The organism is Rhodoferax sp. SPJ21 (assembly GCF_058216335.1).
Map to the genome: position 1 here is coordinate 38,243 of NZ_JBYZMO010000002.1, position 14,460 is coordinate 52,702.

The 14,460-nt window shown below is 62.6% G+C and carries 12 protein-coding genes; 1 reads left to right on the top strand and 11 read right to left on the bottom strand.

Annotation, left to right across the window (positions count from 1 at the left end):
* Positions 1-50: 50 nt before the first annotated feature.
* From nadB to gshA, 3 genes are all read right to left on the bottom strand, one after another.
* Positions 51-1,646 carry an L-aspartate oxidase gene (gene nadB, locus AC4BBN_RS07930; RefSeq protein ID WP_490591446.1) on the bottom strand — a complete coding sequence of 532 codons (1,596 nt, stop codon included), beginning with the start codon at positions 1,644-1,646 and terminating at the stop codon, positions 51-53.
* A 150-nt stretch (positions 1,647-1,796) separates the two neighbouring features.
* Positions 1,797-3,665: a potassium transporter Kup gene (locus tag AC4BBN_RS07935; protein ID WP_490591447.1), complete on the bottom strand. Its 1,869-nt coding sequence runs from the start codon at positions 3,663-3,665 to the stop codon at positions 1,797-1,799.
* A 164-nt stretch (positions 3,666-3,829) separates the two neighbouring features.
* A complete protein-coding gene (gshA, locus tag AC4BBN_RS07940; RefSeq protein ID WP_490591448.1) occupies positions 3,830-5,113 on the bottom strand; it encodes a glutamate--cysteine ligase in 1,284 nt (427 codons plus the stop codon).
* 193 nt (positions 5,114-5,306) lie between these two features.
* Between gshA and AC4BBN_RS07945 the strand changes: the two genes are divergently transcribed.
* Positions 5,307-6,197 (top strand): amino acid ABC transporter substrate-binding protein, encoded by an 891-nt coding sequence (locus AC4BBN_RS07945; RefSeq protein ID WP_490591449.1) that lies wholly within the window; start codon positions 5,307-5,309, stop codon positions 6,195-6,197.
* Here the strand turns inward: AC4BBN_RS07945 and AC4BBN_RS07950 are convergent.
* From AC4BBN_RS07950 to AC4BBN_RS07985, 8 genes are all read right to left on the bottom strand, one after another.
* Positions 6,194-7,486 (bottom strand): glutamate-5-semialdehyde dehydrogenase, encoded by a 1,293-nt coding sequence (locus AC4BBN_RS07950; RefSeq protein WP_490591450.1) that lies wholly within the window; start codon positions 7,484-7,486, stop codon positions 6,194-6,196. The two genes, AC4BBN_RS07945 and AC4BBN_RS07950, sit on opposite strands and share 4 nt — an antisense overlap.
* Before the next feature lie 26 nt (positions 7,487-7,512).
* Positions 7,513-8,574, bottom strand: coding sequence for a DNA polymerase III subunit delta (gene holA, locus AC4BBN_RS07955; RefSeq protein ID WP_490591451.1), 1,062 nt, complete (start codon positions 8,572-8,574; stop codon positions 7,513-7,515).
* An 8-nt stretch (positions 8,575-8,582) separates the two neighbouring features.
* Positions 8,583-9,089, bottom strand: coding sequence for an LPS-assembly lipoprotein LptE (locus tag AC4BBN_RS07960; protein ID WP_490591452.1), 507 nt, complete (start codon positions 9,087-9,089; stop codon positions 8,583-8,585).
* Positions 9,089-11,827, bottom strand: coding sequence for a leucine--tRNA ligase (gene leuS, locus AC4BBN_RS07965; RefSeq protein WP_490591453.1), 2,739 nt, complete (start codon positions 11,825-11,827; stop codon positions 9,089-9,091). The genes AC4BBN_RS07960 and leuS overlap by 1 nt, the downstream gene beginning before the upstream one ends.
* Before the next feature lie 75 nt (positions 11,828-11,902).
* Positions 11,903-12,325 (bottom strand): ExbD/TolR family protein, encoded by a 423-nt coding sequence (locus AC4BBN_RS07970; protein ID WP_490591454.1) that lies wholly within the window; start codon positions 12,323-12,325, stop codon positions 11,903-11,905.
* Positions 12,326-12,333: 8 nt separating this feature from the next.
* A complete protein-coding gene (locus AC4BBN_RS07975) occupies positions 12,334-12,978 on the bottom strand; it encodes a MotA/TolQ/ExbB proton channel family protein (protein WP_490591455.1) in 645 nt (214 codons plus the stop codon).
* A gap of 4 nt (positions 12,979-12,982) precedes the next feature.
* On the bottom strand, positions 12,983-13,825 hold the full coding sequence (dapB, locus tag AC4BBN_RS07980; RefSeq protein WP_490591456.1) for a 4-hydroxy-tetrahydrodipicolinate reductase: 843 nt from the start codon (positions 13,823-13,825) through the stop codon (positions 12,983-12,985).
* Positions 13,826-13,838: 13 nt separating this feature from the next.
* Complete coding sequence (locus tag AC4BBN_RS07985) at positions 13,839-14,396, bottom strand: outer membrane protein assembly factor BamE (protein ID WP_490591457.1); 558 nt, start codon at positions 14,394-14,396, stop codon at positions 13,839-13,841.
* Between the last annotated feature and the right edge of the window lie 64 nt (positions 14,397-14,460).

Genomic DNA, 14,460 nt, shown 5'->3' on the forward strand with positions numbered 1-14,460 from the left:
GGTTTTTGTAGCTACTGGCGCAGCTAGTACCTGCGCCAGCGCCTTATTTCTTATAAATTCCCGGGCACCAGCACCGTGGGCTCCGAGGCTGCCGCCAGCTCCGGGTAGTCGCGGCTGAAGTGGCCGCCGCGGCTTTCCAGGCGGGAGCGGGCGCTGCGCACGATCAGGTCGGCCACCTGCAGCAGATTGCGCAGCTCCAGCAGGTCGCGGGTGACGTGGAAGCGGGCATAGAACTCGTGGATTTCACTTTGCAGCAGCGCGATGCGGTGGGCGGCGCGCTCCAGGCGTTTGGTGGTGCGCACGATGCCGACGTAGTCCCACATGAAGCGGCGCAGCTCGTCCCAGTTGTGCGACAGCACGACCAGCTCATCGCTGTCGGTGACCTGGCTGTCGTCCCAGTCTGGCAGCTTAGGGGCGGGTTTGCGCTCCAGCAGCTCCAGGGCTTGGGCGGCGGCGCGGGCAAACACCATGCATTCCAGCAGCGAGTTGCTGGCCAGGCGATTCGCGCCGTGCAGGCCGGTGCAGGCGGTTTCGCCCAGCGCGTACAGCCCGGGCACGCCGGTGCGGCCTTGCAGGTCGGTCAGCACGCCACCGCAGGTGTAGTGGGCGGCGGGCACCACCGGGATGGGCTGGCGCGCCATGTCGATGCCCAGCTCCAGGCAGCGGGCGTAGATGTTTGGAAAGTGCTCCAGCAAGAATGCCTTGGGCTGGTGCGAGATGTCGAGGTAGACGCAGTCGAAGCCGCCCTTTTTCATCTCGAAGTCGATGGCGCGGGCCACCACGTCGCGCGGGGCGAGTTCGGCGCGTTCGTCGTGCTCGGGCATGAAGCGGCTGCCGTCGGGGCGCAGCAGGCGGCCGCCTTCGCCGCGCACAGCCTCGGTAATCAGAAACGATTTGGCCTGCGGGTGGTACAGGCAGGTGGGGTGAAACTGGATGAATTCCATGTTCGCCACCGTGCAGCCGGCGCGCCAGGCGGCGGCAATGCCGTCGCCGGTGGCGGTATCGGGGTTGGAGGTGTACAGATAGACCTTGCCCGCGCCGCCAGTGGCCAAGATGGTGTTGGGCGCGCTGAAGGTGCGCACGGTGTCGCTATCGCCGTCCAGCGCGTACAGGCCTACGCAGCCCTGCTCGGCCAGGCCCAGTTTGCTGCCCACAATCAGGTCCACCAGGGTATGGTTTTCAAACAGGCTGATGTGCGGGTGGTGGAGCACCTGCTCGATCATGGTCTGCTGCACGGCCGCGCCGGTGGCATCGGTGGCGTGCACGATGCGGCGGTGGCTGTGCCCGCCCTCGCGGGTCAGGTGCAGCTGGCCGTCTTCCATGGAAAACGGCACGCCCATGGACTGCAGCCAGGCGATGCATTCGGGCGCGTGCTCGACCACAAAGCGGGTGGCGTCCACATCGCACAGGCCGCCGCCGGCCACCAGGGTGTCGTCCACATGCGCGGCGAAGCTGTCGCCCTGGCCCAGCACTGCGGCAATACCGCCCTGGGCCCAGGCGCTGGCGCCGTCGTTCAGCCCGCGCTTGGTGAGTACCGCTACGCGGTGGGTGGGGGCCAGCAGCAGCGCGGCGCTCAGGCCGGCCAGGCCGCTGCCCACGATCAAGACATCGAAATCCTGGGGAGAAGACGAGGCGGTGGAGGTCAATTTATGTCTCTAGGTTTTTTTATTTAAGGCCCATCGCTAACCAGAGCGCCTCCCACACTAGGAACCCGTGGAACCGGCTTTGCCGGGCCACTGGGTTCGCCCCCTGCAAGGGGGGTGGCGGAAACACGGAGTGTGGAGCCTGGGGGTGTGCTAAATCTCGATCTTCGAGCCGAGCTCAACCACCGCGTTGTTCGGCAGGCGCAGGAAGTCGGCCGCGTCGCTGGCGTTGTGGTGCATCTGGGCAAACAGCTTTTCACGCCAGGGCGCCATGCCGCCGCCCAGGGTGGGGATGACGGTGTCGCGCGACAGGAAGTAGCTGGTGGTCATGACCTCCAGTTCACAGCCACGACCACGGATCAGCTCCAGGGCGCGCGGGATGTCAGGGCCATTCTTAAAGCCGTAGTGGATGGTGATCTGCCAACAGTTGTGGCCCAGGGCGATCACCTCCAGGCGCTTGTCCATGCCCACCCAGGGAATCGGGTGGTTGTGCACGGTGACGAAGAGGTTGTTCTCGTGCAGCACCTTGTTGTGCTTGAGGTTGTGCAGCAAGGCGTTGGGTACCATGCCCTTGTCGGCCGTCATGAACACGGCCGTGCCTTCCACGCGCACCGGCGGGCTGATGAACACCGAGTCCAAAAAGCTTTGCAGGTCCATGGCGTTTTCACGCTGCTTGAGGGCCAGCAGCCGGCGGCCATCCTTCCAGGTGGACATCACGATGTACAGCACGATGGCCATGGCCAAGGGGAACCATCCGCCTTGCAGAATCTTGAGCGAATTGGATGCCAAGAAGACAAAATCCACCACGAGAAAGAAGCCTGTTGCCGCCAGACACAGCGGCAAGGAATAGCCCCAGCCATAGCGCACAACAAAAAATGTCAATGCAGTCGTAATCACCATCAACAAGCTAACCGAGATGCCATAGGCCGCAGCCAAGGCGTCCGACGAGCCGAACATCAGCACCGCTGCCACCACGCCGGCCAATAGCGTCCAGTTCACCACCGGTACATAAATCTGGCCGGTATCCCGCACCGAGGTATGCAAAATGCTCAGACGGGGCAGGTAACCCATTTGGATGGTTTGCTTGGTGGCCGAAAAAGCACCGGAAATTAGCGCCTGCGAGGCGATCACGGTGGCGGCAGTGGCCAGGCCCACGGTGGGGATCAGCGCCCAGTCGGGCACCATCAGATAAAAGGGATTGTCCGCAGCCGCAGGGTCCATCAGCACCAACGCGCCCTGGCCAAAGTAGTTCAGGGTCAGCGCGGGCATCACCACCGCAAACCAGGCCAGGCGAATAGGCTGCTTGCCGAAGTGGCCCATGTCGGCATACAGAGCCTCGGCGCCGGTCAAGCACAAGAACACCGCACCCAAGGTAATAAAAGCGATATGCAGGTTCTGGAAAGAGAACTGCAGCGCGTAAATCGGCGAAAAAGCCATCAGCACTGCAGGGTAGCGCACGATCTGGGCGACACCCATCACCGCCAGCACGCCAAACCACAACAAGGTCACCGGGCCGAAAAACTTGCCGATATCGCCCGTGCCACGGCGCTGCACCATGAACAGCAGCACCAGGATCACCAGCGAAATGGCTTTCACATAGGGTGCCGCGCCAGGCGTGATGATCTCTACCCCCTCAACCGCCGACAAAACGGAAATAGCCGGGGTAATCACGCCATCGCCAAAGAACAAGGCCAAGCCGAACACGCCCAGCATCAACAAGGCGCGCCGTAAGCGGGGGCTGGTCTTGACCGATTCGGCCGCCAGCGCCAGCAGGGCCATGAGCCCGCCCTCGCCGTTGTTGTCGGCCCGCATGATCAGCACCACGTATTTGAGTGACACCACGACCATCAGCGCCCAGAAGAAGAGGGACAGGACGCCGAGCACATTGAACTCGTTTACCTGCACATGGCCGTGGGCAAAAACTTCTTTGAATGCGTAGAGGGGAGAGGTACCGATATCGCCGTAGACCACACCAAGCGCACCGAGTGTGAGCGCCGTAAGCGAAGATTTTGAACTTTGCACAAATAAGGTCCCGCGGGGGAGACTCCAGGGGGAGTCAGCGGGGTTCCATAAACTTTGGGATGCGTATTTTGCGCCTTGCGCCCCGGCTTGCAAGCCGTGCAAAGCGCCTAATCAGGGGAAAGTAGAGAAATGTTGCAACGCAGCAACTCATTCCCCTGCCCCGCTCAATCGTAGGTTTCGGCGTCCGGGTCGGTGGCTTCCAGCTCGTAGCTGGCGGCGGCCATGGCCAGGCGCGCCACCACGCCGTACATGTAGAAGCGGTTGGGCGCGCTCGCGCCGGGCCTCACGCCCACTTGGGGCAGATGGGCGCTCTCTGCAAACGCCAAGGGCACGTAGCTGGAGCCGGGAGCGTTCAAATACTCGTCCACACCACGCTCGGCATGGATGCGGTAGAAGCCGCCCACCACGTAGCGGTCCATCATGTAGACCACCGGCTCGGCCACGGCGTCGTTGATGCGTTCATTGGTCAGCACGCCTTCCTGGATGATGGTGTCGCGCACCGGCAGGTCGTCCTTGCGGGTCTTGGCGCGGTGGTGCAGCACAGCCAGGTCTTTCACGTCGCGCACCGTCAGAATGCCCATGCCGGGGGCACCAAAGTCGGACTTGACGATGACGAAGGGCTTCTCGTGGATGCCGTATTCCTTGTATTTGCGGCGGATCTTGCCCAATAACGCGTCCACATTGGTGGTCAGGCAGTCCATGCCGTGGCCTTCGGCCATGTCCACCGCGCCGCACTGGTTGAACATCGGGTTGATCAGCCAGGGGTCTATGCCCAGCAGCTTACCCAGGCGCTTGGCCAGTTCTTCATAACTGCGGAAATGGGTGCTCTTGCGCCGCACCGAGCCCCCCGCGTGCAGCGGTGGCAGCAAGTACTGCTCGTGCAGGTCTTCCAGGATGCCCGGGGGACCGGCCGAGAGGTCGTTGTTCAGCAGAATCGTGCAGGGGTCGAAATCCTTCAGGCCCAGGCGGCGCTTGCTGCGCACCACAGGCTCCAGGGTGACCTGTTCGCCGTTGGGCAGGTTGATGACCGTGCTTTCCTTCACATCGGGGCTGATGGAGCCAATGCGCACATTCAGGCCGGCCATGTGGAAGATGCGCTGCAGCTGGGCCAGGTTCGCCAGATAGAAGGTGCTGCGCGTGTCGTTTTCGGCAATCAGCAGCAGGTTCTTGGCCTCGGGGCAGATCTTCTCGATGGCGGCCATGGCCGACTGCACGGCCAGCGGCAGCATCTGCGGCGTCAGGTTGTTCCAGCTGCCGGGAAACAGGTTGGTGTCCACCGGTGCCAGCTTGAAACCAGCGTTGCGGATATCCACTGCGCAATAAAACGGCGGGGTGTGCTCCATCCACTCCAACCGAAACCAGCGCTCGATCGCGGGCATGGAGTCCAGGATGCGCTGCTCCAGTTCATTGATAGGGCCGGTCAACGCGGTAATGAGATGGGGAACCATGGATTTTTCTTTGAAGGATATAAGCGCATTGTAGGAAGCTGACAAGACATACCCCGAGCCGGGCAGTCGGATGGATTAACGCAAAAATCCCCGCACGAGCCAAGGCATTGGCACAGAATATGCGGATTCTTTGCTGCTCTGCAAGATACAGACGCTGCCCATTCGCAACTTTTTCCCCACCCCTGCACCTGCCATGCCTTATCGCTCTTTTTGCTTGTTCGCTTGTGTGGCCTTTTGCTGCACGCTGCCTGCAGGCGCCGGCACACTGGAGAACATCCGCGCCAGCGGTGAAATCACCCTGGCGCATCGCAATGCCTCTATCCCCTTCTCGTATGTGGATGCCGACGGGCGGCCCCTGGGTTACGCCATGGACCTGTGCCTGAAAGTGGTGGACGCCATCAAGCACGAGCTGAAGATGGACAAGCTGGCGGTGAAATACCTGCTGGTCACGCCCGACAAGCGCCTCAGCGCCATCTCCGAAGGCCAGGCCGCCATGGAATGCGGCTCCACCACCAACAATGCGGAGCGCCGCAAGACGGTGGACTTCACGATTCCGCACTTTATCTCCACCGCGCGCCTGCTGGTGCGCAGCAATGACCACATCGAAACCCTGGTCCAGCTAGCGGGCAAGACCGTGGTCTCGACCAAGGGCACGACGCCACTGGAGCGCCTGCGGCGCATCAACAATGAGCAGTCACTGCACATCAACGTGGTGGAAGCGGCCGACCACGCGCAGGCTTTCGCCATGGTGGCGGCCGGCAAGGCGGCGGCGTTTGCGATGGACGATGTACTGTTGTCGGGCCTGCGCGCCAATGCCAGCAAGCCCGACGACTTCATGGTGACGGGCAAGCCACTGACCATCGAGCCCTACGCCATCATGCTGCCCAAGGACGACGCGCCGTTCAAGAAAGTCGTGGACCAGGAGATGCGCCGCATCATCCAAAGCGGCGAGATCAACGCCCTGTATGCACGCTGGTTCCAGCTGCCGATACCGCCCAAGGGCATCAACCTGGCGCTACCCATGCCCTATGTGCTGCGCGACTCGTTCAAGTACCCCAGCGACAAAGTCGGAGACTTGAACTAGCTACGTACTTCGCCCTGACCCAGCACCACATATTTGAGCGAGGTCAGGCCGGCCAGGCCGACAGGGCCACGCGCGTGGAACTTGTCGGTGCTGATGCCGATTTCTGCGCCCAGGCCGTACTCAAAACCATCGGCAAAACGGGTGCTGGCGTTCACCATCACGCTGGCCGAATCCACCTCGCGCAAGAACTGCTGCGCATGCATGTGATCGCGCGTCAGGATGGCGTCGGTGTGGTGCGATGAGTACTGGTTGATGTGGGCAATCGCCTCGTCCACTCCCTCGACGATCTTGATGCTGATGACCGGTGCCAGGTATTCCTCGTACCAGTCCTGCTCGGTGGCGGCCACGATGTTTGCTACATCTTTAGTAGCTGCTTGCGCAGATAGTATCTGCACTGCAGCCGCATCACACCGCATTTCCACCCCCTTGGCGGCGTAGATGGCGCCGATCAGCGGCAGGAACTCGGCCGCCACGCCACGCGCCACCAGCAGGCTCTCGGTGGCGTTGCAGGGGCTGTACTTTTGGGTCTTGGCGTTGTCGGCCACCTTGACGGCCATAGCGATGTCGCAAGGGTCGTCCACATACACGTGGCAGTTGCCGTCCAGATGCTTGATCACCGGCACCTTGGCGTCGCGGCTGATGCGCTCGATCAGGCTCTTGCCGCCGCGCGGGATGATCACGTCTACGTACTGCGGCATGGTGATGAGTTGGCCCACCACTTCGCGGTCGGTGGTCTGCACCAGCTGCACCGCGTCGGCAGGCAAACCGGCCTCAACCAAGGCTTGCTGAACCAACAAAGCCAGGGCTTTGTTGGAGTCGATCGCCTCGGAGCCGCCGCGCAAGATGCAGGCATTGCCGCTCTTGATCGACAGGCTGGCGGCTTCGATAGTTACATTCGGGCGGCTCTCAAAAATCATGCCGAACACGCCAATCGGCACGCGCATCTGGCCCACGCGGATACCGCTGGGCTGCTGCTGCAGGCCGATGATCTCACCGATGCTATCGGGCATGGCGGCCAGCTGCTCGCAGCCCTGGGCGCAGGTTTCCAGCGTCTGCGGGCTGAGCTTGAGGCGGTCCACCATGGGCGCGGCCAGGCCGGCGACGCGGGCGCGGTCCAGGTCCTTGGCGTTTTCAATCTGCAGCGCGGCGGTGTTGTCGCGCAGCAGACGGGCCAGGGTGCGCAATGCTATGTTTTTAGTAGCTGCCTGCGCACGCGCCATCTGCGCAGAAGCCACTTTTGCTTGCAAACCCAAAGCCTGGGCGTATTCGGCGATGTTCAGAGCGTTCATCGCTCTATTTTCTCACGCAGAAAAAATTAGCGTCCAGCTTGGGGCGCACAGGCCTGGCATAGCATGCAGGCCAGACGGTGCAAGGCCTGCCAGGAATCGGCCGGCCAATTCGGCAGCTTCAGACCTTTGACGATGCCGTCCACCTGGTGCGCGGCTGCCAGCAGATCAGCGATGGTGTTGGCGCCCAGGCGTGGCAGCACGCGCTCGAACAAGCGCTCTTTGGCACCCCATACGCGGTTGTCGCGCAAGGCCATGGGCAGGGGTTTGCCGGCATCCATGGCGTCTTTCACTCGCTTGAGCGCGCGGATGTCTTCGGCAATGGCCCAGTGCACCAGCACCTCGGCCTCGCCCTCGGCCTGCAGGCCGTCGAGCATGCGCTGCACCCGCAGGCGCTGGCCGGCCAGCACGGCTTCGGACAGCTTGAACACGTCGTAACGGGCCACGTTCAGCACCGCTGCCTCCACCTGCTGCCACTGCAGCTCACCCGCCGGGTACAGCAGCGCGAGTTTTTGGATTTCCTGGTGCGCCGCGAGCAGATTGCCTTCCACCCGGTCGGAAAAGAACTGCAAAGTGCGCTGGCCCTCGACGCCGGCTTCTACCCGCTGGCCCTGGGCCTGCAGGCGCTGGGCTATCCATTGCGGCAGGGCGCCGCGCTCCACCGGCTCCACCTGCACGGTCACGCCATAGCGCTCTAATGCCACAAACCAGGCGGCGGACTTGGCCTGCTTGTCCAGGCGCGGCAAGACCACCAGGGTCAGGGTGTCGGTATTGCCCTCGGCCTGCTCGGCCAGGCGCTGCAGGGCCGGGCTGCCTTCCTTGCCCGGCTTGCCGGACGGGATACGTACCTCCAGCATCTGCTTATCGGCAAACAGGCTCAGCGAGCCGCCGGCAGCCAGCACCTCGCTCCAGTCGAAATGCGCGCCGGACACGGTGTGCACCGTGCGTTCGGTAAAGCCCTGGCTGCGCGCCACGGCACGGATCGCGTCCAGCGCCTCTTGCACCAGCAGCGGCTCGTCGCCGTGCAGGGTGTAGAGCGAGCGCAGCCCTTTTTGCAGCTGCGCCGTGAGTTGACCCGGGGCCAATTGCATCGCGGCGGCTAGAGTTCTTTGACGGAGCCAAGCCGGCGCATGACCTGCTGCACCACGTCGGTCTGCATACTGCGGTAGAGCAGTTGCTCTTCGGCTTCCTTGGACAGGGCCGTGCTTTCTGAGTAGCTGATGTCACGCTGTTGCACGATCTCGGCATCAGGGATCAGCTCTTTACCGTCTAGCGTGCGCAAACGGAACTTCATGCGCACGCGCAGCTGGAATTCACGCACCTGGCCCGACGAGGTGAGCGAGGCCGCAGTTTTCTCGCGCTGGTCCTGCAGCACCTCCAGCACCACCTGGGCCGTCGCAAGCTTAGCCGGGTCGGTAATGACCTCTACCTTGCCACTGGCCTTGATGTTGCGTTTGAGCTCATTTCCCAGCGAAGACGCCTCGGCCACACGCACAAAAATGGTAGTGAACGCATAGTTGGGCGCCTGGCGCAGCTGGAAGCCGCAGCCAGCAAGACCCAGAGCGGAGATCGCAACGGGCAGTGTCAGAAGCAGGCGGCGGCGCATCACAGCACCAGGTTCACCAGGCGCCCGGGCACCACGATGATCTTTTTAGGTGCTGCTCCGGCGGCAATCTTGGTGAACGCCTCGCAGGCCAGGGCCGCAGCCTCGATCTCGGACTTGGCGGCGGTAGCGGCCACGAAGATGGAACCGCGCAGTTTGCCGTTGACCTGCAACATCAGTTCGATCTCGTCCTGCACCAGGGCCAGCGGGTCCACCACAGGCCAGGGTGCATCCAGCAGGTCGCCAAAACGGTCGGCATAGCCGAGCTCGGTCCACAGCGCGTGGGTGATGTGCGGGGTGGCTGGGTACAGGCAGCGCAGCAGAATCCCAAAACCTTCAGTGGCCGCAACCTCAAGACCCTTTTTCATGGAGCTCAAAGTAGCCTGCTCAGTAGCATTCAACTTAGCCAAATCATCTGCAGACACAGAGAGTAATTCCGCTGTTCCTTCCAACGCATTCAGCAGCTTCATGCAGCCAGACACCACGGTGTTGTACTGCATGCGCTGGTAGTCGTAGTCCACCTGGCGCAGCACGGTGTGCACCTCCAGCCGCAAGGCCTTGGCCTCTTTGCTGAATTCCACATCTTTCAGGCTGCTAACGCCCGTAACACTTGCGACAGCCGCTACGGAATCCATAGCAGACAGCTTGACGCCGAAGTTCCATACTCGGCGCAGGAAGCGGTAGCTGCCTTCGACGGATGCGTCGTTCCACTCCAGCGTGGCTTCGGGCGGCGCGGTGAACATGGTGTACAGGCGGGCGGTGTCGGCGCCGTACTTTTCAATCAACTCCTGCGGATCGACGCCGTTGCTCTTGCTCTTGCTCATGGTGGTGAGCTCGTAGTCCAGCACCGTGCCGTCGGCCTTCAGCGTGCCGCCGGTGATCTGGTCGCGCTCATTGCGCGTCACATCGACTTCGCTTTCCCAGTGGTACTGAATGCCGCCGCTGGCCGGCTTGTGCGAGAAGGCGCCGTTGAGCACCATGCCCTGGGTCAGCAGCTTGCTGAAGGGCTCGTCCACCTTGACCAGGTCCAGGTCCCGCATCACCTTGGTCCAGAAGCGCGCGTACAGCAGGTGCAGGATGGCGTGCTCGATGCCGCCGATGTACTGGTCCATAGGCATCCAGTAATTGGCGCCCTCGGCCACCATCTTGTCGGTGTTGTGCGGGTCGCAGTAGCGCATGAAGTACCAGCTGGAATCCACGAAGGTGTCCATGGTGTCGGTCTCGCGCCGGGCCTTGGCGCCGCAGATCGGACACACCACGCCGGCGTGGAAGCCTTCATGCTTGTGCAGCGGGTTGCCGGAGCCGTCGGGGATGCAATCCTGCGGCAGCACCACGGGCAGATCCTTCTCGGGCACCGGCACTGCGCCGTGTTCCTCGCAGTGGATGATGGGGATGGGCGTGCCCCAGTAGCGCTGGCGGCTCACGCCCCAGTCGCGCAGCCGCCAGGTGGTCTTCTTCTCGCCCAGGCCCTTGATCTGCAATGCGTGGGCCACGGCATTCACCGCGTCCTGGTAGTTCAGGCCGCTGAAGCTATCGGAATTGATGGTGACGCCGCGCTGCTTGTCGCCGTACCAGTCGTTCCAGTGGTGGTAGTCGTAATGGAGGTGGTCTACGTGCACCACCTGGACGATGGGCAGCTCGTATTTCAGCGCGAAGGCAAAGTCGCGCTCGTCGTGCGCGGGCACGCCCATCACGGCGCCGTCGCCATAGCCCATCAACACATAGTTGCCGACCCAGACGTCAATCTTGTGGCCGTTCAGCGGGTGAATGACTTGCAGGCCGGTGGGCATGCCTTCTTTTTCACGCACCGCAAGTTCGGCCTCGGTGGTGCCGCCCTGCTTGCAGCTCTCAATGAAGGCCGCCAGCTTGGGATTGGTTTGCGCTGCATGCGTAGCCAGCGGGTGCTCGGGCGCCACGGCGCAAAAGGTCACGCCCATGATGGTGTCGGCACGGGTGGTGAAAACATACATCCTGCCGTCACCAATCAGCTGGCCGCTGCTGTCCTGGATGGTGTGCGGGAAGGCAAAGCGCACGCCTTCGCTCTTGCCGATCCAGTTCTCCTGCATCAGCTTGACGCGCTCGGGCCAGCCGGGCAAATCGTCCTTGACCTGGCCCAGCAGCTCCTCGGCGTAGTCGGTGATTTTTAGGTAGTAGCCAGGGATTTCACGCTTCTCGACCACGGCGCCGGTGCGCCAGCCCTTGCCGTCGATGACTTGCTCGTTGGCCAGCACTGTCATGTCCACCGGGTCCCAGTTGACCACCTGGGTCTTGCGGTAGGCAATGCCCTTGTCCAGCATCTTCAGGAACAGCCACTGGTTCCACTTGTAGTACTCGGGCGTACAGGTGGCGATCTCGCGGCTCCAGTCGATAGCCAGGCCCATGGCCTGCATCTGCTTCTTCATGTAGGCGATGTTGTCGAAGGTCCACTGCGCGGGGGGTACGCCGTTTTTCATCGCGGCGTTTTCCGCCGGCAGGCCGAACGCGTCCCAGCCCATGGGCATGAGCACGTTGTAGCCCTGCATGCGCAGCTGGCGCGCCAGCATGTCGTTGATGGTGTAGTTACGCACATGGCCCATGTGCAGCTTGCCGCTGGGGTAAGGCAGCATGGAGCAGGCGTAAAACTTCTTCTTTAGGTTACCCCGCGCGTCACGCGAATCTTCGGTGACGCGGTAGGCGTCACGGCCGTTCCAATAGTTTTGCGCGGACGGTTCGACTTCGAGATGGTTGTATTTTTCGAGCATGGCAGGCGTAAAAAGCGGGAAGAAGCAGAAAGGCGGACAAACACGGGGCGGCGCAAAAGCCGCAAGGGGCTGATTTTAGGGCGTGGCCGTGGGCTGGGCCACAAATCCTATGCGATTCAGGCCGGCGGCCTGCGCGGCGCCCATGACTTCGACCACGCGGCCATAGGGCACGGTGGTGTCGGCGCGCAATTGCACCTCAGTATCGGGGTTCTGCTCGGCCACGGCCGCCAACTGGGCCGCCAACTGCGCCGCGTTGACGGGCTTGTCGTCCAGAAAGGCCTGGCCCGACTTATCCACCACCAAGGTGACGGACTGGGGCGCGGCCTGCGACTTGGCAGCATCGGTCTTGGGCAGGTCCAGCTTGATGGAACTGGACAGCAGCGGCGCGGTGATGATGAAGATCACCACCAGCACCAGCATCACGTCCACCAGCGGCGTCATATTGATGTCGCTCATGGGCTCCGAACCCTTGGTGCGCTCAAGACGGCCGAATGCCATGCCAGGTCTCAGCCCGTATGGCTGGCCAACAGCTCGCGCAGGTCGCGGGCGAAACCTTCCAGATCGGCTTCGATGCTGCCGATCAGACGGCCAAACACGTTATAGGCCAGCACCGCCGGAATCGCTACCGCCAGACCGGCGGCCGTCATGACCAGGGATTCGCCCACCGGGCCGGCCACCTTGTCAATGCTGATCTGGCCTTCCAGCGCAATGGCGCCGAGCGCGTGGTAAATGCCCCAGACCGTACCCAGCAGGCCGACAAACGGCGCGGTGGAACCCACAGTCGCCAGCAGCACCTGGCCAAACTGCAGCTTGTGCAGCACGGCATGCAAAGCATTGCGCAATACGCGGGTCAGTTGCTGGGCGCGGTCACCGGCTGCAGCCAAAGTGCCGCTCGCTTCCATTTTTGTAGCTACAACCAAAGGCAGCACCAGCGCCAGAGGGTCAAAAGATGCCAAGCGCTCCGACGCCTCTGCAACGCTAGGCGACTGCCAAAAAGCAGCGGTGCTGCGGGCAACATCGGTGCGTGCACGGCGCAGCAGCCAGCCCTTCCACAGGATCACCATCCAGCTGGCTACTGACATCAGTAGCAGCACCAGCGCCACGATGCGGCTGACGATGTCTCCGCGCAGCAGCACCTGTAGCGGGTCCATGGTGTTACTTCAGGCCCAAGACGTCGAACATGTCGAACAAGCCCTGGCGCTTGTCGGCCAGGAAGCGCACTGCACGCAGACTGCCCTGTGCGTAGGTCGCGCGGCTGGAGGACTTGTGGCTGATCTCAATGCGTTCGCCGGTGCCGGCAAACAGCACGGTATGGTCGCCGACGATGTCGCCGCCGCGAATGGTGGCAAAGCCGATGCTGGACGGGTCGCGCTCGCCGGTCACGCCATAGCGCTCGTAAACAGCACAGTCTTTCAGGTCGCGGCCCAGCGCGTCGGCGATGACTTCGCCCATCTTCAGAGCGGTGCCGGACGGTGCATCCACCTTGTGGCGGTGGTGGGCCTCGACGATCTCAATGTCGTAGCCAGTGGACAGCGCCTTGGCCGCCATTTCCAGCAACTTCAGTGTGACGTTGACGCCCACGCTCATATTCGGCGCCAGCATGATGGCGATATCTTGCGCGATCTCGGCGATTTCGGCCTTTTGTTCTTCGCTGAAACCGGTAGTACCCACCACGGCGTTCACACCCAGGCTGCGGCAGATGCGCAGATGGTGCATGGTGCCTTCGGGTCGGGTGAAGTCGATAAGGGTGCGGGAATTCTGCAAACCGGCGGTTACATCCGCCGTAATGGCCACGCCCGTGCTGTGGCCCAGAAACGCAGCGGCATCGGCACCCACATTCGGGTCGCTAGCCAAACCCAGGGCGCCAGCCAGCACGCAGTCGTCGGCATTGTGGATGGCCTCCACCAGCATGCGGCCCATACGGCCAGAAGCGCCAGCAACGGCAATCGCGTGGGGCACGCCAACAGTTGTGGCCTGCGAGAAAAGAGAATCGGTCATGGAAAAGCCAGAATTAAGGAGCCGCAGGGGCTTCTAAAGGAGGGTAGGCCGTGGCCGCCGTCACTGGGGTGGCAGGCGCCTCCGGTGCAGACGCCGCTGCAGTGGGTGCGGGGAAGGATTTCAGGCTGCTTTCATCGGCCTCCAGCAAGGGCACAGCCTTGACTGAACGGGAGCGGGCCAGCAAGCCCACGAATTCGCTCTCGCTGGGCATCGGGTCGCCTTCTACGCGGTCTACCGCGTCACCCTTGAAATACACGGTCAGCTGGCGCGACTGAGGCTCGGTACCTTGGCGGTCCAAGGTAAAGACATAGTCCCACCGGTCGGCGTGGAAGACGCTTTGCAGCAAAGAGGTGCCCAGGATGTCCTTGACCTGCTCGCGGGACATGCCGGGCTTGATAGCCTCGACCTGCTCCTTGGAAACAAAATTACCCTGCACCACTTCGATCTTGTAGGGCGACACGACAGCCAGCAAACTACGCGTTTTCGTATCCACTCCGCTGCACGCCACCGAGGCCGCGCAGACAGCAAGCACGAGGGCGCAACGGGTACCGCGCAATATAGGTTCGAACATGGATAAAGGCTCTGGCGATATGATCAAACGATTGTAGCGGCTGCCTCCTAGCCGCCCTGCACCC

Excerpts from the sequence above, each read along its gene's own strand:
- AC4BBN_RS07985 (WP_490591457.1), bottom strand. The coding sequence starts at position 14,396 with ATGTTCGAACCTATATTGCGCGGTACCCGTTGCGCCCTCGTGCTTGCT.
- gshA (WP_490591448.1), bottom strand. The coding sequence starts at position 5,113 with ATGGTTCCCCATCTCATTACCGCGTTGACCGGCCCTATCAATGAACTG.
- AC4BBN_RS07950 (WP_490591450.1), bottom strand. The coding sequence starts at position 7,486 with ATGAACGCTCTGAACATCGCCGAATACGCCCAGGCTTTGGGTTTGCAA.
- AC4BBN_RS07945 (WP_490591449.1), top strand. The coding sequence starts at position 5,307 with ATGCCTTATCGCTCTTTTTGCTTGTTCGCTTGTGTGGCCTTTTGCTGC.
- dapB (WP_490591456.1), bottom strand. The coding sequence starts at position 13,825 with ATGACCGATTCTCTTTTCTCGCAGGCCACAACTGTTGGCGTGCCCCAC.
- AC4BBN_RS07960 (WP_490591452.1), bottom strand. The coding sequence starts at position 9,089 with ATGCGCCGCCGCCTGCTTCTGACACTGCCCGTTGCGATCTCCGCTCTG.
- AC4BBN_RS07975 (WP_490591455.1), bottom strand. The coding sequence starts at position 12,978 with ATGGACCCGCTACAGGTGCTGCTGCGCGGAGACATCGTCAGCCGCATC.
- holA (WP_490591451.1), bottom strand. The coding sequence starts at position 8,574 with ATGCAATTGGCCCCGGGTCAACTCACGGCGCAGCTGCAAAAAGGGCTG.
- leuS (WP_490591453.1), bottom strand. The coding sequence starts at position 11,827 with ATGCTCGAAAAATACAACCATCTCGAAGTCGAACCGTCCGCGCAAAAC.
- AC4BBN_RS07970 (WP_490591454.1), bottom strand. The coding sequence starts at position 12,325 with ATGGCATTCGGCCGTCTTGAGCGCACCAAGGGTTCGGAGCCCATGAGC.